This window comes from Dokdonella koreensis DS-123 (assembly GCF_001632775.1).
In the GTDB taxonomy this organism is placed as follows: domain Bacteria; phylum Pseudomonadota; class Gammaproteobacteria; order Xanthomonadales; family Rhodanobacteraceae; genus Dokdonella; species Dokdonella koreensis.
This window is the reverse complement of the sequence record NZ_CP015249.1, coordinates 4,082,133-4,108,356: the sequence shown is the minus strand read 5'-3', so window position 1 is coordinate 4,108,356 and position 26,224 is coordinate 4,082,133. Positions and strand designations below refer to the sequence as shown.

At 71.1% G+C, this 26,224-nt stretch carries 21 protein-coding genes; 11 read left to right on the top strand and 10 right to left on the bottom strand.

Annotated elements, in window-relative coordinates; all coding sequences use genetic code 11:
- Positions 1-24: 24 nt before the first annotated feature.
- Together I596_RS16750 and I596_RS16745 are read left to right on the top strand one after the other, a co-directional pair.
- The gene (locus tag I596_RS16750) at positions 25-1,866 is read left to right on the top strand and encodes an amidohydrolase (RefSeq protein WP_067650571.1); all 1,842 of its coding nucleotides are present in this window, start codon (positions 25-27) and stop codon (positions 1,864-1,866) included.
- Positions 1,867-1,978: 112 nt separating this feature from the next.
- Positions 1,979-2,698, top strand: coding sequence for a YoaK family protein (locus I596_RS16745; RefSeq protein ID WP_083965671.1), 720 nt, complete (start codon positions 1,979-1,981; stop codon positions 2,696-2,698).
- A 25-nt stretch (positions 2,699-2,723) separates the two neighbouring features.
- Here I596_RS16745 and I596_RS16740 read toward each other — a convergent pair whose 3' ends face one another.
- Positions 2,724-3,860 carry an NAD-dependent epimerase/dehydratase family protein gene (locus I596_RS16740; RefSeq protein WP_083965670.1) on the bottom strand — a complete coding sequence of 379 codons (1,137 nt, stop codon included), beginning with the start codon at positions 3,858-3,860 and terminating at the stop codon, positions 2,724-2,726.
- 224 nt (positions 3,861-4,084) lie between these two features.
- Here I596_RS16740 and I596_RS16735 point away from each other — a divergent pair, with 224 nt between their 5' ends.
- From I596_RS16735 to I596_RS16715, 5 genes are all read left to right on the top strand, one after another.
- Complete coding sequence (locus I596_RS16735) at positions 4,085-4,474, top strand: GntR family transcriptional regulator (protein ID WP_067650568.1); 390 nt, start codon at positions 4,085-4,087, stop codon at positions 4,472-4,474.
- Positions 4,475-4,495: 21 nt separating this feature from the next.
- On the top strand, positions 4,496-5,407 hold the full coding sequence (locus I596_RS16730; RefSeq protein WP_067650565.1) for an ABC transporter ATP-binding protein: 912 nt from the start codon (positions 4,496-4,498) through the stop codon (positions 5,405-5,407).
- Between the two features lie 29 nt (positions 5,408-5,436).
- Complete coding sequence (locus tag I596_RS16725; RefSeq protein ID WP_067650561.1) at positions 5,437-7,281, top strand: hypothetical protein; 1,845 nt, start codon at positions 5,437-5,439, stop codon at positions 7,279-7,281.
- Between the two features lie 95 nt (positions 7,282-7,376).
- The gene (locus I596_RS16720) at positions 7,377-9,455 is read left to right on the top strand and encodes a prolyl oligopeptidase family serine peptidase (protein WP_150132227.1); all 2,079 of its coding nucleotides are present in this window, start codon (positions 7,377-7,379) and stop codon (positions 9,453-9,455) included.
- Between the two features lie 152 nt (positions 9,456-9,607).
- Positions 9,608-9,946, top strand: coding sequence for a hypothetical protein (locus tag I596_RS16715; protein WP_067650555.1), 339 nt, complete (start codon positions 9,608-9,610; stop codon positions 9,944-9,946).
- 167 nt (positions 9,947-10,113) lie between these two features.
- Here the strand turns inward: I596_RS16715 and I596_RS16710 are convergent, their stop codons facing one another.
- The 4 genes from I596_RS16710 to I596_RS18830 form a co-directional block, all read right to left on the bottom strand.
- Positions 10,114-10,500 carry a tautomerase family protein gene (locus tag I596_RS16710; RefSeq protein ID WP_067650552.1) on the bottom strand — a complete coding sequence of 129 codons (387 nt, stop codon included), beginning with the start codon at positions 10,498-10,500 and terminating at the stop codon, positions 10,114-10,116.
- A 131-nt stretch (positions 10,501-10,631) separates the two neighbouring features.
- The gene (locus I596_RS16705) at positions 10,632-13,553 is read right to left on the bottom strand and encodes a lactonase family protein (RefSeq protein WP_150132226.1); all 2,922 of its coding nucleotides are present in this window, start codon (positions 13,551-13,553) and stop codon (positions 10,632-10,634) included.
- A 100-nt stretch (positions 13,554-13,653) separates the two neighbouring features.
- The gene (locus I596_RS16700) at positions 13,654-16,065 is read right to left on the bottom strand and encodes a winged helix-turn-helix domain-containing protein (protein WP_067650546.1); all 2,412 of its coding nucleotides are present in this window, start codon (positions 16,063-16,065) and stop codon (positions 13,654-13,656) included.
- A gap of 173 nt (positions 16,066-16,238) precedes the next feature.
- On the bottom strand, positions 16,239-16,475 hold the full coding sequence (locus I596_RS18830) for a hypothetical protein (protein WP_190278934.1): 237 nt from the start codon (positions 16,473-16,475) through the stop codon (positions 16,239-16,241).
- A 267-nt stretch (positions 16,476-16,742) separates the two neighbouring features.
- Here I596_RS18830 and I596_RS16695 point away from each other — a divergent pair, with 267 nt between their 5' ends.
- The gene (locus tag I596_RS16695) at positions 16,743-17,348 is read left to right on the top strand and encodes a hypothetical protein (protein ID WP_067650543.1); all 606 of its coding nucleotides are present in this window, start codon (positions 16,743-16,745) and stop codon (positions 17,346-17,348) included.
- 250 nt (positions 17,349-17,598) lie between these two features.
- Positions 17,599-17,946, top strand: a complete 348-nt coding sequence (locus I596_RS16690; protein WP_150132225.1) for a hypothetical protein — start codon at positions 17,599-17,601, stop codon at positions 17,944-17,946.
- Between the two features lie 66 nt (positions 17,947-18,012).
- On the opposite strand, the gene I596_RS16685 is transcribed toward I596_RS16690, so the two are convergent.
- The 3 genes from I596_RS16685 to I596_RS16675 form a co-directional block, all read right to left on the bottom strand.
- Complete coding sequence (locus tag I596_RS16685; protein ID WP_067650538.1) at positions 18,013-19,005, bottom strand: hypothetical protein; 993 nt, start codon at positions 19,003-19,005, stop codon at positions 18,013-18,015.
- Positions 19,006-19,359: 354 nt separating this feature from the next.
- Positions 19,360-21,411 carry a DUF7452 domain-containing protein gene (locus tag I596_RS16680; RefSeq protein ID WP_067650535.1) on the bottom strand — a complete coding sequence of 684 codons (2,052 nt, stop codon included), beginning with the start codon at positions 21,409-21,411 and terminating at the stop codon, positions 19,360-19,362.
- A gap of 320 nt (positions 21,412-21,731) precedes the next feature.
- Positions 21,732-22,508, bottom strand: a complete 777-nt coding sequence (locus tag I596_RS16675; RefSeq protein ID WP_067650532.1) for a hypothetical protein — start codon at positions 22,506-22,508, stop codon at positions 21,732-21,734.
- A 179-nt stretch (positions 22,509-22,687) separates the two neighbouring features.
- Here I596_RS16675 and I596_RS16670 point away from each other — a divergent pair, with 179 nt between their 5' ends.
- Positions 22,688-23,218, top strand: a complete 531-nt coding sequence (locus I596_RS16670; protein ID WP_067650529.1) for a GNAT family N-acetyltransferase — start codon at positions 22,688-22,690, stop codon at positions 23,216-23,218.
- 93 nt (positions 23,219-23,311) lie between these two features.
- A complete protein-coding gene (locus I596_RS16665; RefSeq protein ID WP_067650526.1) occupies positions 23,312-23,680 on the top strand; it encodes a hypothetical protein in 369 nt (122 codons plus the stop codon).
- 413 nt (positions 23,681-24,093) lie between these two features.
- Here the strand turns inward: I596_RS16665 and I596_RS16660 are convergent, their stop codons facing one another.
- Together I596_RS16660 and I596_RS16655 are read right to left on the bottom strand one after the other, a co-directional pair.
- Positions 24,094-25,659, bottom strand: coding sequence for a choice-of-anchor Q domain-containing protein (locus I596_RS16660; protein ID WP_150132224.1), 1,566 nt, complete (start codon positions 25,657-25,659; stop codon positions 24,094-24,096).
- Between the two features lie 149 nt (positions 25,660-25,808).
- Positions 25,809-26,090: an EF-hand domain-containing protein gene (locus I596_RS16655; protein WP_067650521.1), complete on the bottom strand. Its 282-nt coding sequence runs from the start codon at positions 26,088-26,090 to the stop codon at positions 25,809-25,811.
- Between the last annotated feature and the right edge of the window lie 134 nt (positions 26,091-26,224).

The window sequence follows — 26,224 nt, the reverse complement described above, 5'->3', positions numbered from 1 at the left end:
CGACGCACAGACGCAGACCTGACCATGCCCGAGCCCGCCGATCTGATCGTGCACAACGCCAAGGTCGCCACCGTCGATCCGGCCCGGCCGCAGGCGCAGGCATTCGCCATTGCCGACGGGCGGTTCCTGGCCGTCGGCACGGACTCGGACGTCGTCGCGCTGGCCGGCCCCGCGACGCGCACGGTCGACGCCGGCGGCCGCACCGTGATCCCCGGCCTGATCGACTCGCACGTGCACGTGATCCGCGGCGGGCTCAACTACACGCTGGAGCTGCGCTGGGACGGCGTGCCCTCGCTGGCCGATGCGATGCGCCTGCTGCGCGCGCAGGTCGCGCGCACGCCGCCGCCGCAGTGGGTGCGCGTGGTCGGCGGCTTCAGCGAGCACCAGTTCGCCGAGAAGCGCCTGCCGACGCTGGCCGAACTCAACGCCGTCGCGCCCGATACGCCGGTCTTCATCCTGCACCTGTACGACCGCGCGCTGCTCAACGCCGCCGCGCTGCGTGCCGCCGGCTACACGCGCGACACGCCCGATCCGCCCGGCGGCCGGATCGTCCGCGGCGCCGGCGGCGAGCCGACCGGCCTGCTGCTCGCGCAGCCCAACGCGCTGCTGCTCTATTCGGCGCTCGCCAAAGGCCCGCGGCTGCCCTACGACTACCAGCTCAACTCCACCCGCCATTTCCTGCGCGAGCTCAACCGCCTCGGCGTCACCAGCGTGATCGACGCCGGTGGCGGCTTCCAGAACTACCCGGACGACTACCGCGTCGTCGAGGACCTGCATGCGCGCGGCGAGCTGACGCTGCGCATCGCCTACAACCTGTTCACGCAGAAGCCCAAGGAAGAGCTCGCCGACTTCACGCGCTGGACCGCGGCCAACCGCTACCGCCAGGGCGACGACTTCTACCGGCTCAACGGCGCCGGCGAGATGCTGGTGTTCTCGGCCGCCGATTTCGAGGATTTCCGCCAGCCGCGGCCGGAACTGCCGCCCGGCATGGAAGGTGACCTCGAAGCGGTCGTGCGCCTGCTCGCCGCCCATCGCTGGCCGTGGCGGCTGCACGCGACCTACGACGAATCGATCGGCCGTGCGCTCGACGTGTTCGAGAAGGTCCATCGCGACATCCCGCTCGACGGCATCGGCTGGTTCTTCGACCATGCCGAGACCGTCAGCGACCGCAGCCTCGAGCGTATCGCCCGGCTCGGCGGTGGCGTCGCCGTGCAGCACCGCATGGCCTACCAGGGCGAGTACTTCGTCGAGCGCTATGGCGCCAAAGCCGCGGAGCGTGCGCCGCCGGTCCGGCGCATGCTGGACCGGGGCATCCGCCTCGGTGCCGGCACCGACGCCACGCGCGTGGCCAGCTACGACCCATGGACCGCGCTGCACTGGCTGACCAGCGGCCGCACGGTCGGCGGCACGCGCCTGTACCCGCCCGGCAACCGGCTCGACCGGCACACCGCGCTGGACCTCATGACGCGCGCCAACACCTGGTTCTCGGGCGAGGACGGCGTGAAGGGCCAGATCCGGGCCGGCCAGCTCGCCGATTTCGCCGTGCTGTCGGAGGACTACTTCAGCGTGCCGGAAGACCGCATCCGGCAGATCGTCTCGCTGCTGACCGTCGTCGGCGGACGCATCGTCCACGCCGATGGCGCGTTCAAGTCGCTCGACCCGCCGCTGCCGGCACCGATGCCGGACTGGTCGCCGGCCAATTTCGGCAGCCGCTACTGGAAGTCCGACGCGGCGCAGGCGGCGGTGCGTGCCGCGCCGCCGGCGACCGCCTGTGCCGTCCACGCCGGGGCTCGCGCGCCCGCGACCGGACTGGCCGACGCGCACGGTTTCTGGGGCGCGCTCGGCTGCGCGTGCTGGGCGTTCTGATGCGCACGGCCCCGCAGCGCCGGCCTGGCACGTCCCTGCGGCGTCGCCGCTGCCGGGTTCCGCGCCGTGCCGCCGGGCCCGCGAACGTCTTCTTCCTTGCCGAGATCCGCCGATGAACGCCAGCGCCGCCCCGCTCGAGTCCCCACGCCGTCCCGTTGCCGAACCGGCCGCCGACGCACGGGCGTCGGCCTTGCTGGCCTTCGTCGCCGGCTTCGTCGACACGGCCGGCTTCGTCGCGTTGTTCGGCCTGTTCACGGCGCACATGACCGGCAACCTCGTGCTGATCGGCGACAGCCTCGCCACGCACCGCGCCGACATCGCCGGCAAGCTGCTGGCGTTCCCGGTATTCCTGGCGGTGGTCGGCGCCACGCGCTTGTACGAGCACCGCGCGGCGCGGCGCGGGCGCGATCCGGCCGTGCCGATCCTGGTGGCCGAGATGGTCGTCCTTGCCGCGTTCCTCGCGGCGGGCGTGTACTTCGCGCCGTTCGTCGCGGCCGGGGCGCCCGGCACGATCCTGGTCGGCATGCTCGGCGTCGCCGCCATGTCGATCCAGAACGCCGCTTCACGCAGCGCGCTCGCCGGCCACGGACCGACGACGGTCATGACCGGCAACGTGACGCAGGTGACGATGGACCTGGTCGATCTCGCGCGCGGCGTCGAGGCGGCACAGGCGCAGGCGCGCCTGCGCAAGATGGCGCCGCCGCTGCTCGGCTTCGCGATCGGCGCGATCGCGGGCGGGTTCGGCGTGGTGGGCTTCGGCTTCGCCTGCCTGGCCTGTCCGTTCGCCGCGCTCGGTCTCGTCGTGCTGTGGCGCCGGCGCCGGCCGGGCTGATCGACGTCGCAGTGTGTCGCGGCCGTCAGCTTGCGGCGGTGCGTTCCTCCGCGCCGGCGAGCAGGGCGGCTTCCTGGTCCGCGCTCAGCCCGATACCGGCCGCGGCGAAGTCGAACGCATCGCCGCGGCGCACGCGATGGTCCAGCCAGTTGCTGCGTATCGTCTCCTCGATCGCGCGGAAGCGCAGGCCGGCCGCGCGCGCCTTGGCATTGCTGGCCGTCGCGAAGCCCGGCACCGCCGCGTACGGCGGCGCCAGCGGCAGGCCGTACATCGCGCGCGGGAAGTCGCCCTTCCAGATCACCTCGGCACGGCTGCCGACGACACGGCCGGCCGCGGCGATGTAGTCGCGCAGCGACAAGCGCTCGGCCGGGCCGGCGACGTTGTAGATGCCGGCGAGCTTGCGTTCGCCGGCCAGCACGGCGAAGTCGGCGACGTCGCGCACGTCGATCAGCTGGGTCGGGTCGCTGCCGTCGCCGGGCAGCAGCACGCGCCCGCCGCGCTGCAGGCGCGCCGCCCAGTACGCGCCGCTGCCGTCGTTGTTGCCGCCGCCGCAGATCGAGCACGGGCGCAGGATGGTCGCGCGCGCGCCGAACACGCGCTGCACGATCGCCTCGTTGGCGGCCTTGCGTCCGCCATAGGTCTTCCAGTCGTTCTCGTAGAGATCCGGCAGTTCCTCGAAGGTCTCGGCCAGCGGCAGCACCGCGGCGGTCTCGTCCGGGCCCTCGGTCTTGAGGTCGCGGAAGACGCTGACGCTCGACACCATCAGATAGCGATCGGTGCGATCGGCCAGCAGCCGCGTCGACGCCTCGACCAGCCGCGGGTAGTAGGCGCACAGGTCGATCGTCAGGTCCCAGCGGCCGCCCTCGAGCGCGGTCATGCCGCCGTCGCGATCGGGATAGCGGTTGCCGCGCAGCCGGGTCACGCCCGGAAACAGGTCCGGCGCGGTCATGCCGCGATTGAACAGCGTCACCGCGTGCCCACGCGACAGCGCGGCCTCGACGACCGCCGGCCCGAGGTAGCGCGTGCCGCCGAGCACCAGGATCTTCAGCGGCCGGCCCGTCGGCCCGGCCAGCGTGGGTCCGAGCGCCCGGGCCGGTGCCAGTACGGCGGCGCCGGCGAGGGCGGCCCCCAGTTGCAGAAAACGACGACGATCCAGAGGCATGGCGATCTCCTGACGGGGGGGGGCGGGAACGGCAGCGCAGCGGCGCGGCCACGGTCGGCCCGATCGTGCGGAAGCATCCCCGCCGCGAACAAGGCCGATCCGGCCCGAACGGGACGAACCGAGTGTCTGGTGCGGCCGGCGGTTGACACGGACTACTGTTCTATCTGTACTATGTGATATAGTACAGATAGCCGAGGTGCCGTGTGGCCCGAACCCGTCCCTTGATGATCCAGATCGCCACCGGCGATTCGCGCCCGATCGGCAAGCAGATCGTCGATGCCGTGCGCATGAAGATCGCCACCGGCGAGCTGGAGTCCGGCGACCAGCTGCCGAGCGTGCGCGGCCTGGCCCAGCAGCTGACGGTCAATCCGAACACCGTCGCCAAGGCGTATGCCGAGCTGACCGCCGAAGGCTGGCTGGAGGCGCGGCAGGGCCTGGGGCTGTACGTCGCCCCGCCGCGCCAGCGCCTCAGTGACGCCGAGCGCGCGCGGCGCCTGGACGAGGCGATCGGGCGCTTCCTCAACGAGGTGGTCGCCCTCGGCTATCCGCACGACGCGGTCCAGGCCCGCCTGCTGCACGCATTCCGTGCGCTGGTGCCGCGCAAGACCGCCTGATCCTTTCCTACGGAGCGTTCGATGTCCGATCCCGACTACGTCGTCCAGACCGTCGCGCTCAGCAAGCGCTACGGCCGCAAGCTGGCGCTCGACCGCCTGGACCTGCAGATCCCGCGCGGCCGCATCCACGCGATCGTCGGCGCCAACGGTGCCGGCAAGTCCACGCTGTTCCGCGTGCTGCTCGGTTTCCTGCCGCCGAGCGCCGGCACGGCCCATATCCTCGGCCGCGACAGCCAGCGGCTGACGCCGGCGGACCGCGGGCGCATCGGCTTCGTCAACGAGGAACACACGCTGCCGGGCTGGGTCCGCGTCGATGCCGTGGTGCGCATGCAGCGGCGCCTCTACCCACGCTGGAACGAGGGTGCGTTCGCCGAGGTGATCGGGCACTACCACGTGCTGCCCGAGCAGCGCGTGGGCCAGCTCTCGCGCGGCGAGCGCGCCGGGCTCAACCTGGCGCTGGCGCTCGCACAGTCGCCGGAGCTGCTGGTGCTGGACGAGCCGACGCTGGGCCTGGACGTGGTCGCCAAGCGCGCCTTCCTCGAATCGCTGATGTATTCCAGCGCGGCCGAGCGCTGCACGGTGATCTATTGCTCGCACCAGATGGAGGAGATCGAGCGCGTCGCCGACAACCTCATCATCCTCGAGCGCGGCCAGCTCAAGAACATGTCCACGCCCGAGGACTTCTGCGCGCGCGTCACGCACTGGGTGGCCGACGTGCCGTTCAAGGGGCCCGAGCCGGCCGCCGTGCCCGGCCTGCTGCAGGTCCAGCGCCTGGACGGGCTGTACCACTACCTGGTGCTGGACCAGGACGAGACCTTCGCCGAGTTCCTGCGCAGCTGCGGCGCGCGCTCGGTGCAGAGCATGCCGGTGGGGCTGGACCGCGCGGTCAACGGCTTCCTGGCGAAGAACCACGCCGCTCCGGCCGCCGCCTGAGCCGCACACGATTTCGAGGACGACGAACCATGTGGGACCTCTTCAAAGCCGAGCTGCTGCGCCTGCGCGTCTGGGCGCTGGCCTATGCCGCGGTGCATCTGGCGATCCTCGGTTTCCTGATGCGCGTGGTGGACCTGGCCCAGCAGCCGCTGCTGGTGTACCGCGTCTTCGGCGCCGTCTATGCACTGACCGGCGTGCTGCTGGGCCTGTACCAGATGGCCGGTTATCGCCGCCCGACCACCTGGCTCAACCTGCTGCACCGGCCGCTGGCGCCGTTGCGGATCGCGCTGGCGCTGCACGGCGCGGGCGCGGTGCTGCTGGCGGTCGGCGTGGGACTGCCGGCGCTGCTGGTCGCAGTCGGCCAGGAGACGATGACCGCCCGCGTCGTGGACCTGCGCCACTGGCTGCTGCCGCTGGCCGCCTGGCTCATCGCGCTCGGCCTGTACCTGGCCGGCTCGTTCGCGATGCTCGCGCCGCGCCGCGTTGCGCTGGCGGCCCTGGTGCTGCCGCTGGCCTGGATCGTCGGCGGGGCCAGCGGACCCTGGGCGCTGCTCGTGCAGGCGCTGACCGTGGCCTGGCTGGCGGCTCTTGCGGTGATCGCGTTCAAGCCGGACCTCGCCGCGCCGCCGCGGCATCCGCTGGCCGTCGCCGCCGTTGCGCTGCCGGTGCAGATGGCGGTCTACCTGGCCTTCCTGGTGCTGTGCTTCGGCGTCGAGATGCTGTGGATCATGCAGGGCTCGCATCCGCTCAACAGCGCCACGGCGCCAGCCGGCGGCGCGATCGAGACCGACCGCATGGACGGCCGGCAGCGGCTGCTGGCCGGCCTGGCCGCCAGCGACGATCCGCAGGCACCGCTGTGGCGCGAGCAGGTGACGCTCGCCGACGTGCTCGGCGTCGGCTGGCAGCTCGCCGCCGGATTGCAGCGCCAATCGCTGACCAACGTCGCGCCGATGGAATTCGACGACAGCGAGCGGCGCGTGCGCTGGGTGTTCAGCCATGATCGCATGCGGCTGGAAGGCTACCGCCTCACCGATGGCGCCGGCACCGGCGAGCTCGGCATCGGCAACGATACCGCCGCGTTTCCGGCACCGGCCCTGCCGGCCGGCACGCTCGGCCCGCTGCCGGCCGGCGACGGCCTGCTGATCGCCGGCGACACGCTCTACCACTACGTGACCGAGACCGGCCGCATCCTGCCGCGCATCCACCTTGCCGATGGCGAGCCACTGGCCGGCGTGCAGCCGCTCGGCGAGGCCGTCGCCGCGCTCGGCGCGCGCGCGCTGGCCGTCTACGACGGCCGCGATGCGGCCGATGCCGACGTGCCGTTGACGCCGCGCCTGCGCATCCCGGTGCCCGGCGCGTTCGGCGACCTCAGCGCGATCGACGTGGTCGAGCGGGTGGACGGCTACCTGGCCTCGTTCGCATTCACCGCGCAGGCACACGACATGCGCGGCGCCTTGCCGTACCAGGTGGTGCTGGCCGTGGACGACGACGGGACGCTGCGGACCATCGCCCGCCGCGACATCGACGCCGATTTCCCGGCGCTCTACCGGTACCAGGCCTGGTGGCCCTCGCCGTTCCTGCACGCGCTGCGCGAGGGCGCGCGCGGCCTGTTCGCCCGGCCCGATGCGCTCACCGCCACGCAGTGCGCGCCGGTGCCGCGCGCGATCGTTTGGCTGGCGGCCGTGCTCGCGGCGCTGGCCGCGCTCGGCGCGCTGCTGCTGACGCGCAACCGGGCATTCTCGCCGGTCGCGCGCGCGGCCTGGATCATCGCCTGCGCAGTGGTCGGCCTGCCGGCACTGGCGAGCCTGTGGCTGCTGTACCGGCCGCAGGAACGCCTCGGCACCGTGCCGCTCGCGCACGCCGCCGCGGCCTGACCGCGCTCCGCACCGTTCCATCGGGACCCGCCGCCGCGGCGCGTCCCGATGCCCGCTCGCGCCCGAGCTCCGCCTGCACTCGCTGGAGGTCCGCCATGCCGTACCGTCCATTCCTGTCCGCCGCGCTGTTCTGCGCGGCTGCCATCCCCGGCTTGGCCGCCGGCACGCCCGTCGACGCCGCCGTTGCCGAACACGCCGCGATCGCGGCCGAGCGCCATCGTGCAGCGGCGCCACCGCGGCCGCGCACGGACTTCCTGCTGCGCTCACCCCTGCGCAGCGTTGCGCTGGCGCCCGATGGGCGGCACGTCGCCTGGCTGCTCGACGACGGCCGCACACGCAGCGCCTGGGTGATGCCCACCGCCGGCGATGCTCCGCGGCGCCTGCTGCCGGCCACCGAGGCCGGCCGGCTCCTGTGGACGCGCGATGGCCGTTGGCTGCTGCTCGTGTCGGACCGCGCGCTGTTCGCGCTCGGCGTCGACGGCCAGCCCGGCGGCGGACTGGTGACGCCGCTCGGCGGCGCCGACGAGCGAGAGCTGCTGGCCGTCGACCCGGCCCGGCCCGCCGCCGCGATCGTGCTCGAACACGGTCGCGCGACACCGGACGCCGCGCGCCGCTGGCGCCTGCTGCGCGTGGACCTGCACGGCGCGCGCACCGTGCTGCACGAGGACGCGCGGCGCCTCACCGATGCCGCCTTCGCCGCCGACGGATCGCTCGCCTACCTGCAGCGCGTCGAGGACGAGCACCTGGCGATCCTGCGCGCGGACGCGCACGGGCTCGCGCCGGTCGTCCGCTGCGAACGACTGCACCGGTGCAGCCTGTTGCCACGCGTCGCTGCCGACGGTGCCTTGTGGATGACCAGCGACCTGGCGGCCGACCGGGCCGGGCTGGTCCGGCTCGCCCCCGACGGCACGCACCAGCGCGTGCACGCCGATCCGCGCAACGAGGCCGACATCGACACGGTCGCGACCGACCCGGTCGACGGTCGGCCGCTGGTCGCCCACTACCGCGGCGGCGAGCCGGCCGGCTACGGCGTGACCGCCGAGGCTGCCCGCCACGTCGCGGCACTCGATCGCCAGCTGCCGGGGCGCGATCTGGCGATCACGGTCGGCCAGGCACGGTGGCTGGTCGGCGAGCGCGCCAGCACGCTGCAGGAAACGCGCTGGCACCTCTACGACCCGGCGACCGGCGCGCTGCGGCGCATCCTCGACGAAGCGCCGCGCCCGGTCCGCAGCGGCGTTCCGGCGCCGGACGGCTGGTTGCCCGAAGCGGCGCTGGCACCGAAGATCCCGGTCGCCTGGTCCGCTTCCGACGGCCTGCGCCTGCACGGCTTCCTGACGCTGCCGCCGGGGACCGATCCGGCGCGCGTGCCGCTGGTCGTCCATCCGCACGGCGGACCGTGGAGCCACACGCGGCCCGACTACAGCGGCTTCGTGCAGTTCCTGGCCAACCGCGGCTATGCGGTGTTCGAGCCGAACTTCCGCGGTTCCACCGGCTACGGCCGTGCCTACCTGTTCGCCGCCCGCGGCGATTTCGGTGACGGCCGCGTCCAGCAGGACATCGTCGAGGGCACGCGGGCGCTGCTGGCGCGCGGCATCGGCGATCCCGCCCGCGTCGGCATCGCCGGTGCCTCGTTCGGCGGCTATGCGGCCCTGCTCGGCGTCACCGGATCGCCGGACCTGTTCAAGGTCGGCATCGCCGGGGTGCCGCCCCCGGACTTCGGCTGGAACCTGCGCTGGGTCGCGCGCAGCCGCGAGGCGCTGGCGCTGTCGCGCAGCATCGGCTTCGAGGCCTGGATGCGCCTCGTCGACCTGGACCTGGCCGATCCGGCCACGCTGCAGCGGCTCTCGGCCGCCTCACCACTGGCCAACGCCGCGCGCATGGACCGGCCGCTGCTGCTGTTCGCCGGCGGCGAGGACCGCCGCGTGGCGGTGCGCGGTGTCGTGGAATACGCCGCGCAGCTCAAGCAGCTCGGCAAGGACATCAGCCTCTACGTCGATCCGGAGGCCGGCCACGCGCTGGAAGACCCGGTCTCGCGCGAGGCGTGGCTGTACCTGGCCGAGCGGATGCTGGCGCAGCACCTCGGTGGGGAGGAACCCGCGCCGCCCGACGCCGAGCTGCGCCGCTATCTCGATCGCAGCGCGCGCCTGGAAGCGCCCGGCCTGCGCCAACCCTGACTGGCCGCATAGCGACCGGTGCATCGCACGGTCGCGTGTGCAGATGCCGGTCACGATGCGGGCGTGCCGGATGGCGCGCGGCGCATCGTTATAACCCGGGCCGGATCGATTGATACACTCTGGCCGTCATAGCGCACACGAAAGGATCTGCCGTGCTGATCTCTCTCCTGTTTGCCACGGTGCTTGCCGCCACTCCTGAAGCTGCGCCGCCGCGACTTACCTGTATCGCCGCCACGGTCCGCGCCAGCGGCCGGATCGCCAAGCGCCGCGTCGAGGTCAGCTCCGGTGACAAAGCGGCCGATCGCCGCGCGCTGGACTATCTCGGCATGCTCGACCTGTCCAAGCTGGTCCCGACCTTCGAGCGGGTGGCATACAGCGGATATGTCGTCGTCGCCGAGCCCACGCCGCAGGCGTTCGAGCTCACATTCAACGAACAGCACCGATTCCACGATTCGTGCGATGCGGCCTTCGCCGCGCGCAATGCGCCCTGACATTGCCTACCGCTGGCGTCACCCGCTCGCCCGATGAATGGCGAGTGATGTCAGAGACGGCACCGGTGCAATGTGCTGTCCCAGCTGGGCCGGCGCGGGCGACAGCCACACTGCCGTGCGCCGACAGCGGACGGACCGCACGTCCCTTGCGCCCGGCAGGAACGAGGTCACGGGTCGGCGTACTGCGCCTCGCCGTTGCCGAACGACCAGTTTTCCTTCGGCACCTCGACCAGACTGATCAGCACGTCCTCGCGGCGCACGCCCAGGTGCGCGTGCAGGCCCTCGGCGACGGCGCGGTAGAACGCCTTCTTGAGCGCGATGCTGCGGCCCTGGTTGAGCGTGACCTGGATGACGATGCAGTCGGCGCTGCGCGCGATGCCTAGGTAGGTGGCGTCCACCACCAGCGTAGCGCCGGTGTGCTCGGCGAACACCTGGAAGCGGTCGTCCTTGGGGACGTTGAGGGTCTGCGTCATCGCGTCGTAGATGACGTCGCTGATGCCTTGCAGATAGTCCGCGCTCTTGCCGGCGCGCAGGTCGATACGGGCGAGGGGCATGGGGGCTCCAGTGCAACAGCCGCTGGCGGCGGCTAGCACCGAGTATGCCGATACGGCGGTCCGGCGGACATCTGCCCGCGGCCGTCGTCCGTCGCGACACCGGCACGGTGCGTGCCGGTGTCGCCGGCCCACTAGGGGGTCTCGAAGCCGTCGTCGAACAACCCGTCGCCTTGGCCGCCGCCGACCGTGAAGCGCACCGGCACCGCGACGATCCGGCGCGTCAGGTCGTTGCTGCGCACGCATACCGTCGCCTCGTAGCGGCCGGCCGCTAGGTGGGTCGCGTCGAGCGTCGCCGTGAGGCCGGCATACCGGCCTGCGTCGATCACGCCGCTGGCCGGGGTGACGCGCAGCCACGGAACCTCGTCCGGCGCCGTGCAGCCGGCGTACGGGATCGCCAGCGAGAACGCGACCAGGTCGACTGCAAGGCGGGTCGGGCCCACTTCGCTGGCGCGGCCGTTCGCCGGGTCGATCGTGTAGATCGCCGGCCGGGCAGGGAAGCCCGGTGCCACGTAGGGATGGCCGGCGTACCAGAGCACGCCGGTGCGCGGATCGAAGTCGATGCTGCCGATGTTGGAGAGCGTGAAGCCGATTGCGCCGATGCCCTGCCACTGGCCGTTGCGCTTGTCGATCGCGATCAACTGGGCGCCGCGCGCGTCCAGGCCGTAGAGATGGCCGGTCGCATCGAACGTGGCGCTGGTCACGAACGTGCCGTCGATCCGCGCGACCTGCGTCAGCGCGGCACTGGCCAGATCGATCGTGTAGAGGTAGCTGACGCTGGTGCTGGCGACGTCCCAGCCGGTGACGTACATCGTCTGCGTGGCGGGATCCCAGGCCAGGTCGGTCAGCCAGACGTTTGGCGCCGTCGGAGCGAAGCCGACATAGGTCATCTGGCCGTTGGCCGTGTCGACCGTGAAGAAGCCGCCGCCACGACCGATCACGTATTGCTTGGAGAAGTCGTTGTGCGCGAACGCGCCGCCGGTGTAGGTGTCGATCGGGTACGCCGCGATCGAGCCGAGCACCGACGGATAGGCCGCGTCGAGCGGGAAGTACTCCAGATGATCCGGGTGCGCACCGCCGCCGGGACCGACGCCGCCGATGGCATAGGCCGGCACGTTGGCGTCGGTGAGCGGGCCGGTGTCGCGCGGCAGGAATGGCGCAGACACTGGCGTGCCGTCGGTCGCCACCTGCGCATCGGCCAGCTCACGCAGCGTCGCGACCGAGGCCGGTGTCGCGTGGTACGGCATTGCCGGGAAATGGGCGCGCGGATCGTCGCGGTCGGCAGCCGCCGTGTCGATCGACCAGGTCAGGGCCCGGCTGCCGGTGTTGCCGAGCGTCAGCGGCACCTGCGTCGTCGCGCCCGCTTGCGCCGATCCGATCAGCGCGCCCGGCGCGACCGAGACCACCGGTGCGCCGACGTCGAGCGTGACCGCGGCCGAGGTCGTGAACGCGTTGTCGATGACGCCCGGGAACCAGGCGATGGAGGTGCCGTCTCCGACCACGACGTTGCCCGAGCCGACCTGGGTCGAGAACGCCGCGTCGCGCTGCACGCCGATCGTCGCGCAGGCGCCGCCGTTGCAGCTGGCGGGGTCCGGGCTGGCCCCGATCGCGCTGTACTGGACGTCGGCATACTCGTAGGAGAACGTGCCGGTGGCCTCGTCGATGATGACCTGAAATGTCGCGCCATCCGTGTTGGATGCGCCGTCATAGTGGACCAGGTCGTCCCATTGCACGACGAAGCGGCGGTTCGGCGCGGTGCCGAGCGTGGCGTAGTAGATCCCGCCCGGCGCCGAATCGAAGTCGTCCCACAGCGGCAGCATCGCCGGGCCGCCGAGCCCGCCGTTGGGCAGCGGGCCGTTGTCGCCCCACAGCGGCCGCACCATGCCGACGTACAGGCCGCCGTTGGTGGCGATGCCGAGCTGGTTGGTGGTAGTGCCGTAGAAGTTGAACGAGAACGGCATGTCGACGCCGAGTGTATTGTCGTTGCCCAGCTCCATCCGCGTGCCGACGCCGGTGATGTCGACGAAACGCGAGCTGCCACTGCTGGTGTAGTCGTAGCCGGGCAGGCGGTCCTGGCCGGTCAGCGTGGCCTGTATCACGCCGCTGTCGGCGATCTCGGTGGTGACGAGGCGGTTGTAGCGCAGGCTCTGGCCGTCGCCGAGAGCCTGCTGGCGCAGCGAGAACAGCAGTCCGCCCTGGGTGTCGCCGAGCGTCTGGTAGTCGAGCGCGATGCCGGTACGGTTGGTCATCGTGTAGCAGAAGTTGACCTTGTCGCCGGCGCTGACGGTGAGCCGGGTCGCTGTGCCGCACTGCGTCGGGTCGCCATTGTCGAGCGCCATCGTCAACGTGAGGGTGAGCGCAGTGCCATCGCCCCCGCCGGGATAGCCGACGACGTCGAAGCCGAGCGCGCTGGTGGCGGTGTTGCAGCTGGTCGCCGGTTGCCAGGTCGCGCAGCCGGCCGCCGGGCTTTGCCAGGCGGCGGTCGCACCGGGCGTCGGCGACGGCAGGTAGCCGTTCCAGTACAGCGCCGTCGCGAGCGGCTGCGAGCCGTCTCCGTCGATGTTGGCCTGCAGCGCGACCCAGTAGGTGCCCTTGGGCAGCAGGCAGGCCTGCGGCAGCGGGACGCTCAGCATCGTATCGTCGTTGTCTAGGATGCCGGCCACGGCGGTCGCCGCGCACAGCGCCGGCGCGGCGGCGTTCGGCAGGCCGGCCGCGTCGGCGTGGACGGTCAGGTTGTAGGTGATGCCTGCCGTCACCGGCGGTGGGTTGGCGATCGCGATCGCGAAGTTGAACGCGCTGACGGTCCAGCCGTCCGCGTCGGTCACCGTGAAGTCGTCGGCGGCCTTCGTCGGGTTGCCATCGGTGGCGGTCTGCGCGGTCAGCCCGCCGCTGTAGAAGTCGGCTTGCTGCCGGTACAACACCATGCCGCTGGCCGCTTCGCGCGGTGCAGCCGGGGATGAGGTCGCCGGCGGCGGGACCGCGCCGGCAGGAGGGGCGAAGGCCGCGGACAGGGCCGCAGCGATAGCGAAGGTGGTCGGGCTGGTGCGCGTGAGCATGGAAGGTCCGGGTCGGAAGGTGGCGGTCGGGTTCGGGTCGTCCGAACCGTCGAGGAGCGTAGTCCTGGCCGGCCCGAGCGCCATGACCGCGCCCCTTCGCTCATTCCGCGGGCGTGTCCGAACCGTTTCCGGAGGATGACTTTTCTGCAACCGGTTGCACTGCCGCCTCCGGTGCCGGTGGCAGCGGCCGTTCGCCCGCCAGTCGGCGGGCCTGCGCCCAGGCCGCGGCGGCCGCCCCGTCCTGGCCGAGCGCGTGGTACAGCGCCCGCTGTAAGTCGGCCGATTCGAAGTCCACGTCCGCATAGCCGGCCACCCGGCCGATCACCGAGCTGGCCTCCGGCAGATCGCCCTGGGCCAGCAGGAAACGGCCGTAGCCGCCGGCGACCTCGCGCAGCACATCCGGCACGCTCCAGCGTTCGGCCATCGCCAGCGCGTCGGCATAGGCGGCGCGCGCCGCATCCGGATGCCGCTCGGCCACCGCCTGCTCGGCCTCGGCCAGCCGTGCGAACAGCGCCACCGAGTCGTCGCGGGAGGTCGCCGCCCAGGCCACGAACGCGCGGGTCTCGGTGCCCGCCTCCTCGATGCGGTCCAGCGCCTGCAGGCTGAGCGCCACGGCGCGCCAAGCGGCTGCACGGTGCGGGTTGTAGGCGGGCGAGGGCAGGGCCGCCAGCGCCTGACGCGCCAGCGTCAGTGCCACAGCGGGCCGGTCCTGGGCCAGGGCCAGGCGTGCAAGCCCGGTCCGCGCGATCGCCTGCTCGGCCGGATAGCCGTCGCGTCCGGCTTCCTCGACCGTGCGCTCCAGGGTCGCCCGCAGCTCGCCGAGGCGGCCATTGAGGTCCAGTGCGTTGGCGCGTTCCAGGTAGGCATGCAGGCGGGTGCCGGCATGCGTCACGCGCGGCAGCTGCGCCATGACCCGTGCACTGGTCTCCAGTGCGTCGAGTGGCCGCAGCAAGGTGATCTGCGCGGTGCCGATGTTGATCAGCGACGTTACATATTCGTCGATCATGCCGAAGCGCTCGAAGCGCTCGCCGATGCGCTGCTGGGTCGCGATCACTTCCGCATAGCGGCCCTGCAGCGCATGCAGGTTGCTCAGGTTGCCGTCGATCTGCGCGACCAGCAGCGCATCGGCGGCCAGCGTCGCGGCGACCCGTGCGCGCGCGAAATCCTGGCTGGCCAACGCGTAGGACTCGCGCATCAGGTGGACCACGCCGCGGTTGTTGTTCGCGCGCGCGACGTCGCTCGGCAGGTTCTGGCCGTCGAGCAGCGTGATCGCGCGGTCGCAGGCGTGCAGTGCGGCCTCGGACTGGCCCAGCCGCGAGAGCGCGATGCACAGGCTGCGCTGGATGCGCGCCTGGGTGACCGGATCGGCTTCGGCCGATACCTCGTCGGCCAGCGCTTCGAGCTGCTGGCGCGCGACTTCGGAGTTGCCGAGGTCCAGGTCGATCTGCGCGCGGCGCATCCGGACCGGCAGGCTGCGCTGTGCGGCTGGCGTGGCGGCATCGATCAGCGCGCGTGCCGCGGTCGCCTGACGCGCCAGCCGCAGCGCGTCGATCCGTTGCAGCAGCTCGGTCTCGGAAGGCTCGCCGGTGGCGGCCGCCGGTAGGCGCTTTCCGAGCCGCTCCAGCACGCGATCGGCCACCGCGCGTGCCGCGGCGACCACGGTATCGGCCTCGACCTCGACCGGCTGCGATGCGCCCACCGTGTCGACCAGCTCGGCGCGCACGATCCAGTTCGGCCCGGCGCGGCGTGCCGCCGGGGCGATCAACAGACCCTCGGCGGTTACACGGCGTACTGCCGTCACCGCCGCTTCACGGCCGGCACCGGTCGGTACCAGGCGCACGACGTTGTCGCTCGGTAGCGTCGCTACGCCGCCATCGCGCAGGCGCGTGGCGATCAAGTCCATCACGCCCAGGCGCAGCCAGTCGTCCTCCGGCGCCGCGGCGATCTCTGCCGGCAGCACCGCCGCCGCATGGGCCGGCAGGTCGACCGCGTCCGGCACCGCGACCACCGGTGCGCCAGGCTGCCAGGTGCCGGCCGCGAACCAGGCCACCGCGGCCGCGGCCAGCAGCGCCACCGCCAGTACGACGCCCACAGCATCCCGGCGGCCTGCCGACGGCGACTCCGCAGGGGGTATGGCTGCGTGCACGTGGGCCAGGTCACCGGTCGCCGGCGCGCCGACGCCGGGCACGGCCTCGTCGGTCTCGACCGCTGCGATCCAGCGAAAGCCGTAGCGCGGCACGGTGCGTAGCAAACGCTGCGTCTCGCCGGTGTCGCCGATCGCGCGGCGCACGGTCAGGATCGTCTTGCCGATCGCCGCGTCGCTGACGCTGGTCCTGCCCCAGACCGCGGCCACCAGCTCGTCGCGCCCGACTGCGCGGTCGCGGTGCTGGATCAGGTAGACCAGGCAGTCGAACACGAGTGGCGGAACGGTGACACGTTCGCCCGCGCGATAGAGCTCGCGCGAAGCGACGTGAAGGCTGCAGTCGTCGAAACGGAAGACGCCGGGTGTCATTGCGGCAGAGTAGCAACGGCCGCTCGCGTTGGCACGGATGCCGATGCACGCGACGTCTCCGACAGCCTTCGGTCCGCCGGCCGGTCCACTCGCGTGCCGGCCCGCCGTCATCGCCGTAGCCGATCGCCGGGATCGGCACATCCGCCGGCGCGCGAGCCATGTGCGGCGCCCTCTCAACGGGCTAGGTCGGTCTCCCCGGCAGCGGCCGCGGCGAGCGCGCCGATCCGCTTGGTCGTCGCCGTGTGCGAGGCGCAGCCGCCGTGCCCGCACCCGCAGTGGTCGTCGACCGCGGCCAGCGGTGTGTCCGCTGCCGCGTTGGCGCAGTGCGGACCGCAATAGGTCTGGCCCTCCTCGATCAGGCAGCCGCAGCCGTTGCGGGCGCAGCGCCTTGCTGGAGCCGTGCTTGCCATCGCCGATCCCCATCAGTCCCAAGGAACCCCGACCATCGCCGATCGCGACCTGCTGCGGCGTGACTGGCGTGGTAAATGCGCCGATACGCGGCCGGCCGGTCGGTCGCGATTCACGTCCGGTGGCGCCGCGCGCCCGCTGCGTGCTCCGGAGGTGAACAGCCCGGCAACGCCAACGGCCGTGGGCGCGCCGGAGCTGCGAAAACTCAGCAGCCGTTGCGGCGCGGATAGGCCTACTCGTGGCCCCTTCCTCACCAGCGAGACAGCGCCATGAAGCCCAAGTACGACGAGAACCAGCTCAACGAGCTGCTGTACCAGGCCCTCGAGACCGAGCGGGGCGGCATCAAGGTCTACACCGCGGCGGTCGCCTGTGCCGTCAACGATGACCTGCGCAAGGAGTGGAAGGAGTACCTGGAGGAGACCCGTACGCACGAACGGGTTCTCACCCATGTGTTCGAGCAGCTCGGCCTGGACGTCGAGGCGCGCACGCCGGGTCGCGACGTGGTCGCGCACCAGGGCGCTTCGCTGGTCGCGGCGATCGAGCAGGCCGTGGCCGCCGGCGATCCGGCCGCCGCACAGCTCGTGGCCGCTGAATGCGTGGTGTTGGCCGAGACCAAGGATCACCTCAACTGGTCGCTGATCGGCCACGTCGCCGAACGCGCCAGCGGCGCGACCGCCAAGGTGCTCAAGCAGGCCTACGAAGCGGTCGAGTCCGACGAGGACCATCACCTCTATCACACGCAGGGCTGGACGCGGGAGCTGTGGATCGAGTCGCTCGGCCTGCCGGCCGTGCTGCCGCCGCCGGAAGAGATCAAGCACGTGGAGACCGCCATCGGCGCCTCGCGCGCCGAGCAGGCACGCGAGACGATGCTGTAGCGGTTGTCGTATGCATGGCGGCGATGCAAGGTCGCCGCCATGCGGATGGGCGAGGCAAAGGGGGAAAAGCGAATAACGGAAATTTACCGCCGCGGGCGCATGCTCCGGCCACAGTTTTCTGTCTCGCGCGTTACGAGCAACCTTCGTTGATCGGGAGTTTGCCCGCCTGGGGTCGATGCAAACTCCCTCGTACGTGGCAGCCGTTATTCCCGCTCGAACGTGATCCGTCGGGTTCAAAGGAAAAATGGCAATGAGTTCCGACGCAGTTCCATTGTGGCGTTGCATGGCGGTGATCGAAGTGGGCGACCACATCGATCGCCTCGACGAACTGATCCGCGAGGACGGCCTGCACTACCGGCTGGTTCCCTGCGCCAGCTCGCCCAAGGGCTTCCTCTGGTACGAGCTGCACGTGGACAGCTCCGGCAGCGAGCACCGGGCCGCGCGTACCGCCTGGGCAATCCTCTGGGCGATCAAGCGACTCGCCGCCGACGGTGTCGTCACCGATCTTCGCATCGTCACCGGCGCCGAATGGCTCCATGTTCCGCCATCCGCATTGCCGCGGATCGACGTGGACATCAGTGGCGCGGCGCACCACTGAAGGACGCCTTGCCGATCCGGCAGCGCCGCGTGCCGGCTCCTCGGGCACACGCAGGCGTGCGCAGGCTCATGGGATCGGCGTGCCGGGTGGCTCCGGCGCGGTCGGCGGCGCGGCCGGCTCGCGAACCTTGGGCCATGCCTTCTGCAGGCTTTCCGGATCGCCGCGGTCGTAGATCACCGGGTACTTCCATTGGCCGGACAACGCGATCAGGTCGACCGTTCCCAGCTGATACCTGAAGGCCCGGCCGGTGATCGCCGCCACCAGCACCAGCAGGGTCAGCGACAGTGCCAGGCGCAGGTAGACTTCGTGCATCAGGTGGTTGGCCTGCAGCACCTGGTAGAGCTTTTCGGTGCCTTCGCGAAACGGCGAGTTGCTCCACAGCGAGAGCAGGTCCACGGCCAGCACGCCGGACAGCGCACCGGCGGGCAGGAAGAAGACGATGTTCGTCGCCAGGAACGTGCCCAGTTTCAGGACCGCGTTCTGCCGCTGCTCGGACCGCTTCTTGGACTGGGCGTTGTAGGCGGTATCGACGATGTTGCGCCCCTCGAACGGCCGGCTGTGCTGGCCGGTGAACAGTTGCGTGGCGTAGAGCTGGTTGCGGAGGTAGAACCGCGCCGCGTCGCTGAAGTCGAACTCGGCCACGTCCTTGATGAGGAAGTAGACGATGTGGTTCTCGCGCTTGAGCGCGTAGTAGCCCCAGAGCACCGCGACGAACAGCAGCATGCCGCCGACGATGCCCGCGTCCGATGCGCTGAATCGCCCGCCGAGGTACGGCAGGTCGAACTGCAGGCCCGACACCCATTCCTTCATCTGCAGCAGGACCATCTGGTCCGGCCAGTTCTTTTCATTGAAGACGCGTCCTTCCGCGCCCTCGGCCATCAGCCGCGACCAGGACGCCAGCTGGTTGTAGGACACCGAGATCAGCAGCAGCGAGATCAGCGACGTCACGATGTAGAACCATCGGGAACGCTCCGACGCGCGCTCCACGTCGCGCATCCGGGAATCCAGATAGGCCTGCTCGCCGTCGCGCAGCGAGATCGTCCTGCAAGGAACCGTCATAACTATCCCCTCATAGCCAGTCAACGATGGGCTTGCGTTCGATGTGGGCGATGGTGCGGTGTCGTTCGTTCTCCGTCTGGGTCTGGGCGTGGAGGCGATCCGGTTCGGCGGACGTGTGCCGGCCGATGCGCGCACCACGGGTCCCGCCATTCTAGGGCGCAGATCGGTCCGGGAAAGGCGCATCCACGGCCGGTGCGGCCCTTGCGCGGGCCACCGGCCGGCCGGGCACTGCGCCGCCTGCACGGCCGGTGACTGTGCAGGGCAGTACCCGCTGCCGGCGCGGTTTCCTTGGCGGGTCCGGGCGAGGCGACGCCCGGACCCGGGCAGGCCGCCGGGGCCGGCGCAGCGCGATCCTCAGTCGAAGTCGGTCGCGAAGATCCGGTCCGTGCACGCGAATACCTGTGCCGGATCGACCAGGACGTTGAACGCGGTATCGGCCGGCCACGGCGTCGGCGAGTAGATCCCCCAGCGACCGTCGACGAGACCGTAGTCGAGATCGAAGCCGCCCATCGGGCCCGGGCTGGCCGGGGAGACCACGCGCGTGACCTGGGCGGCCGCGCACGGGGTGCCGTTGAGCAGCGGATGGTCGAGCAGCACCAGGTTACGGCCGGGTATCGCCGCCACGCGGAACGCGTTCGGGCTCGGCGGCTGCGCGTAGACGTTGAATGCGCTGCCGGCCGGCAGGTTCGCCTGGTCGAGATTGGCGACGTGCCAGCGTCCGGCGCTGCCGGTGCCGCTGTAGTACACGCCGATCGGGTGGTCGTTGTAGGCCGGCGAAGACGTCCAGTTGTGCGCGACGATCAGGATGCGCGCGGCTTGTCCGTTGGCCGCGGCGTTGTCGACCTGTGTGCGCCATGTCGTCGTATTGGCCGCTGTCGCCGCATGGATGAAGCGACCCGCGCCGGGAGCCGGCGCCCAGACGTTCCAGATCAGGCCCGGCAGCAGCGGCGCGACCGACTCGTTGTAGATCGCCCAGGTGCCGGCGGTGTAGAACAGCCCGAACGGCATCACGGTACGCCCGCCATAGTTGTAGACACGCGTGGCCTGCAGTTCGGCCGTGAACGGTGCGGCCAGCGGATGGCGGATCACGGTCCAGTTCGCATTGACCGAGCCGATCGTGGCGACGTGGCGCATCGCGCCGTCGCCAGCCTCGTATGCGCCGATGTCCGCGCGCGCGCCCTTGAGGCGGCGCAGGCCGTCCGCGTCCAGCGTCGGCAGGCCGGCTTCGATGATGAGGTTGGCCAGCCCCGGGCCGTCGGCGGCGTCGATCGCCGGCGAGCCGGGCCGCAGTCGCGGCGCATGGCGCGCCACCAGCTGCGCCGGGCCGGAGACCGTGTTCGGTCCGGGCGTGGCCAGGTTCACCGGTGCCTGGACGAGGTTGTAGTCGTTGTCCAGCCCCGGCGTCAGCGCCGCCGTGAAGACCAGGCCACGCGTGGCCGCCTGGATCAGGTTGTTCCGGACCGACCCGCTGATCCGTGCCGCCGGGCTGCCCGAGTCCCAGCCGAGTGCCGAGATGCCGTGCTGCGCGCCGGTGATCGTGTTGTTGAACACCTGGGCCTGGATCGTGCCCTGGCCGACGGTGAGACCGACACCGGTGCTGCTGCCCTGGGCGGTGCCGGTCGCTACGTTGTTGGCCGCGACCACCTCCAGCGTGGACGCGCTCGACGAGAACAGCCCTTCGCTGAAGAAGAACGCCGCGCGGCCGAACGCCCCGCTCGCGGTGTTGCCGTAGGCGCGCACGGAGGCGGTGGCGGGCTGGCTGCCGATCGCGTGTGCATCCACGAACAGGCCCGCGCCCTGTGCCGTGGGATCGGCGTTGCGCGCGAGCGTGTTCCAGGCCACCACGGCGTTCAGCGTCGCGCCGCCCGCCTCCAGGTGCAGCAGCCCCTCGTTGAGCGAGCCGGGCAGGCCGCGCACGCGGTTGCCGGTCACAGTGGCGTTGACGGTGGCGCCGCTGGTTGCAGTCACGGCGATGCGGCCGGTGCTACCGGACGGCGTGCGCTCCACGCCGACATCCTCCACGGTGAAGCTGGTGATTCCGGTGCCGTTCTTGCGCAGGTCGACCGCGCCGTCGGTGAAGTCGATGCGGCTGACCGTCACCGTGGCGGACACGCCGCTGCCGATGGTCGTCGTCACCGAACGGCCACTGGCGAAGCGCGCGCGCAGGCCGGGCAGCGAGGTCAGCGTCAGGCTGCGGTTGGCGAGGCTGATGTCCTCCTCGATCGGCGCCAGTCCGGCGATCTCGATACGGTCGCCATCGGCAGCGCCGTCCATGCAGGCCTGCAGCGTGCCGGTGCACGCCGCCGACGGCCAGACGCGGGTGGCCGCGTCGGCGGACGGCAGCAGGGCCAGGACGAGCCAGGGGAGATGGTGCCCGGCGCGGGCAGGGAAGAAGCGGTTAGGCACGATGGGTGTTCCTCGGCAGCGGAATGACGAGGGCACCTAGCGCAAAAGGGCGCGACGGGAAGACATCCACTGCAGCCAGGGGTCGTCCTAGGGCTGTTCGACGAGCGGCGGCGCCCGATGCCCGGCACGCCCGGGCGGCTTCGTCGGACGCTCACCCGCTCCGGGCGGGCGTCGATCGCCGTGTGCTCCCCGGACACCGTCGACCTGCCGTCGACGCTCCGGCGCAATCGGGCGTCCGGGTGAAGAATGCCGTAGGCGGGCGCGGCACGCGCAGTCCGTTGCCCGATCGAGCACGCGCCATCCCAGCCGCGCCTGACGGCTCAGGCATCGAGCAGGGTCAGCAGCGCTGCGGGCATCTGCGCGACCGGCCGCGGGGGCGGAGAAGCCTCGCGCAGGCGCAGGTACAGTGCCGCCGATGCCGCCAGTGCGGCGGCCACGGCGCGCGCGTCATGGCCGGCCAGTGTCGCGGCCAGCGCCGCCGTGGTCTCCGGCGATTCGATGCGGCGCATGCCGCGTTGCGGCCGGCCGGCGTTGCGGTGCAGCAGCGGGCCCAATACCTGGTCGCGGAAGAACGCCAGCATGCCGATCGCCTCGAACAGCTCGCCACGCCGGCACTTGGTCACCCCGTAATGCAGCCAGACCCAGGCGCGGTCCTCGAACCACTGCGCATCGCGGTCCGGCCACTCGACGTGCGCTGCGTCCAACTGCGTGGTGATCGCCGCCGGGTCACGCGCCCACAGCAGGCGCGGCCGCTCCACCATCGCGTCGAGTGCAGCGGCGGTGACGAACTTCAGGTCCACGTGCACCAGCGGCGGGCCGTACAGGCAGATCAGCAGGCGCGGCTCGCCCACGTGCTCGCCGGTGAACGCTGCCAGCAGCGGCCCGGCCGATGCGGCGATCGCGTGGCGCGTCGTCATTACCTGCGCATAGGCGTCGGCCCGCACCACCACCACCAGGTCCAGGTCCGAGTGCGCATCGAACGCTCCATGCACCAGCGAGCCAGCGCCGAGAATCGCCTCGATGCGGTCATCGGCGCACAGCGTGTCGCACACGGCGGCCAGCGTAGCGGCCTGGGGTTGGGGCAGGGCGATGTCCATGCGAGGCTCGACGATGGAGGGGAGACACCCGCACCGCGCGGGCGTGACGATTCGATCATCGAACGCATCGGGTGGGAAGAGGGATGCGCGCGAGCACGAAAGGAGTACTCACGCGCCGGCCCCTTGGCGCATCGCACGCCGTCAGCCGCGTTCGCCCCACGATGCCTGAAGGAAATGCCATGGCCGCACCTGCCCTCATCCGCGAAGCGCGTCCTGACGAATACGAGGCCCTCGGCCTGTTGCTGATCGCGGTCTATTCCACCCTGGAGGGCTTCCCCACGCCGCGCGAGCAGCCGGCGTACTACCGCACGCTGGCCGACGTCGGGGCCCTGGCTGCAAGGAAGAACGTCACGCTGCTGGTGGCCGCCTCGACGGACGGCACGTTGCTCGGCGGTGTCGTCTATTTCGGCGACATGACCGAATACGGCAGCGGTGGCAGTGCACCGACGGAGCGGAACGCCGCCGGCATCCGCCTGCTCGGCGTGCGCAGCTCCGCGCGCGGACGGGGCATCGGCAAGGCGCTGACGCACGCATGCATCGAGCGCGCCCGCAGGCAGGGTCGTGCGCAGGTGATCCTGCACACGACCGAGGCGATGCATGCGGCCTGGGGACTGTACGTGAGCCTGGGTTTCCGCCGGTCCGATGACCTGGACTTTCTGCAGGAGGGGCTGCCGGTGTTCGGGTTTCGGCTTCGATTGATGGAGGAATAGTCCAGGCGTCGCGCACCCGTTGCGTCGGAGCTACGATGGTGGTGGGATCGGCATCCTGCACGGTGCAAGTGCCGCGCTGACAGGAGCACGCCCATGAAGACCTCGAGCATCCCGGCTTTCGCGCTGGTCGCGGTGGCCGGCCTCGCCTTCGCCGTCCGGCCGATCGCCGCCCGGGCGGAACCGCCGGTGCAGGCGCACATTGCTCACGCCCATGCCGGCGGCATCTGGAAAGCGGCGGTGCCGGCCCATGAGATGCAGGCGGAGTTCGACCGCCTCGATGCCTACGGTCTCGCCGTCGGCGCGCGCATCCAGGCCGATTGCTCGCTCAACTGGGTCGATCCCGATGACGGCAGGCGTTACTGCTTCGCCAGCGGCACCTCGCTGGTCTACTTCCTCGAAAGTCCCCGGACGTATCTGGCGCAGGCGCGTGGCTACTGGCAGGGTTTGAAGAAGGCGCACTGAGGCTCGGGTTGAATCAGCCACGAGCGGCGAAGGGCGAGAGGCCCGGCCCTTCGCCCGGCTTTCCTACACGGCGGAGTCGGCCGGCTTGCTGCAACCGCGGTGGCCGCAGGCGCAACTGTCCCCGACCTTGCTGGCGTGCTCGCGGCAGTGATCGCTGCAGTACTCGGTACCGATCGGCACCTGGCACGTGCACGGTGCATGCGCGCACTTCTGATGCTGCTCGATCTGCATGGCGGTTCTCCGGAGGAGGGGTGTGCGCCTTTATGCGCCGCAGAGCCTGAATTGTCTCGGCCTGCGACCACGCGAAGTCAACGGTCATCCAGCGCCGAGTCAGGTAAGGAATCTCCTGCATCGGCACAGGCCATCGCTGCGTGGCTTGCGTTGGGGCGCCTTCCCATGCCGGCCCGGCGCGCTCAGTCCATGTCGTCGGCAAAGAGCGTGTCGGACACGGCGGCGGTTTCGGCGGCTCCGCTGTCGCAGGCGATGCCGGCGGCGGGGCGCAGGTAGCGCCGCTGGTCGAGCCGGGAAAACACCCCACCGGCGATGTTGCACCAGGTGGCCACGCCGCGGTCGACCGCCGGGCTGTAGCGCGTCGGCAGGAACGTCCGCGTGAAGCCGCCGTTGTCGGCAAGCGGGCCGAGGAACAGGTCCATTGGCGGGACGTCGATGTCGTTGGTGGCCGCAGGGAGCCGGCAGGTATTGCCGGGTACTTCGAGATTGCCCTCCGCCTGGGTCATGCCGGCGCCGCTCGCGAAGGCGCAGGTGCCGTCCAGGATACTGTTGTAGATGCGTAGATTGGCCGCGGCCCCGCGTACCGCCAGCAGCGAGGCGACTGCGTTGTCGGGCACGAATGGTCCCGCACGCAGCGTTGCATGGAACAGCCAGAACACCGCCGTGTCGCCGGCGGTATCGACGCCGATCGCATGGCCGGCCGCGTTGGCCACCTCCGGCCGGAACGTGTTGTCGTAGAACGTGGTGTCGCTCATGACGAGGTTGCCGCCGGCCGTCACGCGCACGGTCGATCCGATCAGGCCGGGCCCGGAACCGCCGCCGCCGCGGTTGCCAATGAACAGCGCCCGTGCGATGCGCCAGGCTGTCTCGTCCTGGGCCAACAGCACCGCGGGCGCGCCGTTGGCGAGACGGGCATCGTCGACGATGTTGTCGCGGAACTCGACGTCCTCCAGCCACGCCATGCCGTCGCGGCTGCCGTGCAGCGGACCGGTATTGCCCACGAAACGCGTATGACGGATGCGCACGTCGCCACCGCTGCCGCCCAGCACCAGCGGCGCGGCATGTCCGCGGATCGTGCTGTTGCGGATGGTGGCGGTGCCGCTCGTAGTGAACGCCACGCCGTACAGGGCCGGCGTTGGGCCGATCACCTCGACGCGATCGAGCACCAGGTCGGCACTGCCGTTGTAGACCAGCACGCTGTTGAGCGTGCTGTCGGCAATGCGTACCGACCCGGCCCCGCATTCGCAGCCCAGCGCATCGCCCAGCACGGCATGCTCGACGCGTAGCTCGGCCGGGGCGCTGGTGCCGATGGCCGAGATCGTTCCTCCGCCAGCCGGCACGCGTACGAAGCGCAACAGGGCCGTGCCGCTGCTTACCTTCAGCGCCTGACGCTGGGAGGACAGCGCGAGCCCGTCCAGTGTCAACGCGCCGAGCGGCGTGACCTCGATCAGGTCGAAGTTGCCGGTGCCGACGATCCGTGTCTGGGCCATGCCTTCGCCCTCGATCGTGACCTCTCCGTATACCGGCAGTGTTCCGCGGGTGACGGTGTACTGGCCCGAGCCGAGCACGATCGTGTCGCCGCCCGGCGTGGCGACGGCGGCGTCGAGCGCCTCGCGCAGCGAGCAGTCCGTGCTGGCGCAGGCGCCGGGAGTGGGATCGTCGCCCCGGGTCACGACAAAGGTCGCAGCGGTCGCTTGGGACGCCGCCAGCGCGATGCACAGGGACAGTACACGGGAGTGAAAGGGCATGGCGATCTCCTGGAGCCTGTCCTTTCCACGGAAAACGATGCGGGCGGGTGCCACGCCGATTGATCATGCGGACTGCCGCGTCGAGCCAAAAAAGAAGCGGCCCCGAGAGGCCGCTTCCGCGAGATCGACAGGGCCGACCCCGGAACCGGTCAGCCGTCCTTGGTCGGTTTCCCGGCATCGACCCAGTCGGCGTACTCGGCCTGGGAGATCTTGCCGTCGCGATCGACATCGATGACCTCGAACTGCTTGAGCACGCTCGGGAACGGGATCAGTTCTTCCTTGGTCAGGAAGCCGTCGCGGTCGGTGTCGGTCTTGGTCCACTCGGGCGCCAGTTCGGCGGAGTTCTGGCGCGGCGTCTGCGCGAACGCGGCCAGCGAGACGGCGGTGAGCGTGAGGGCGAACAGGGGATGCTGGATGCGTGGCAATTTCATCGCGTGTCCTCTCGGGAATGACTCGATCGGTCGAACGGCGAGTCGGTGACAGGGGAGGCTAGTCGGGCCGGTCCGACCGGCGGATGAACTGGGGGAGTGATACGGATCGCGGTTCAGGGCTGGGATAGGTTCGC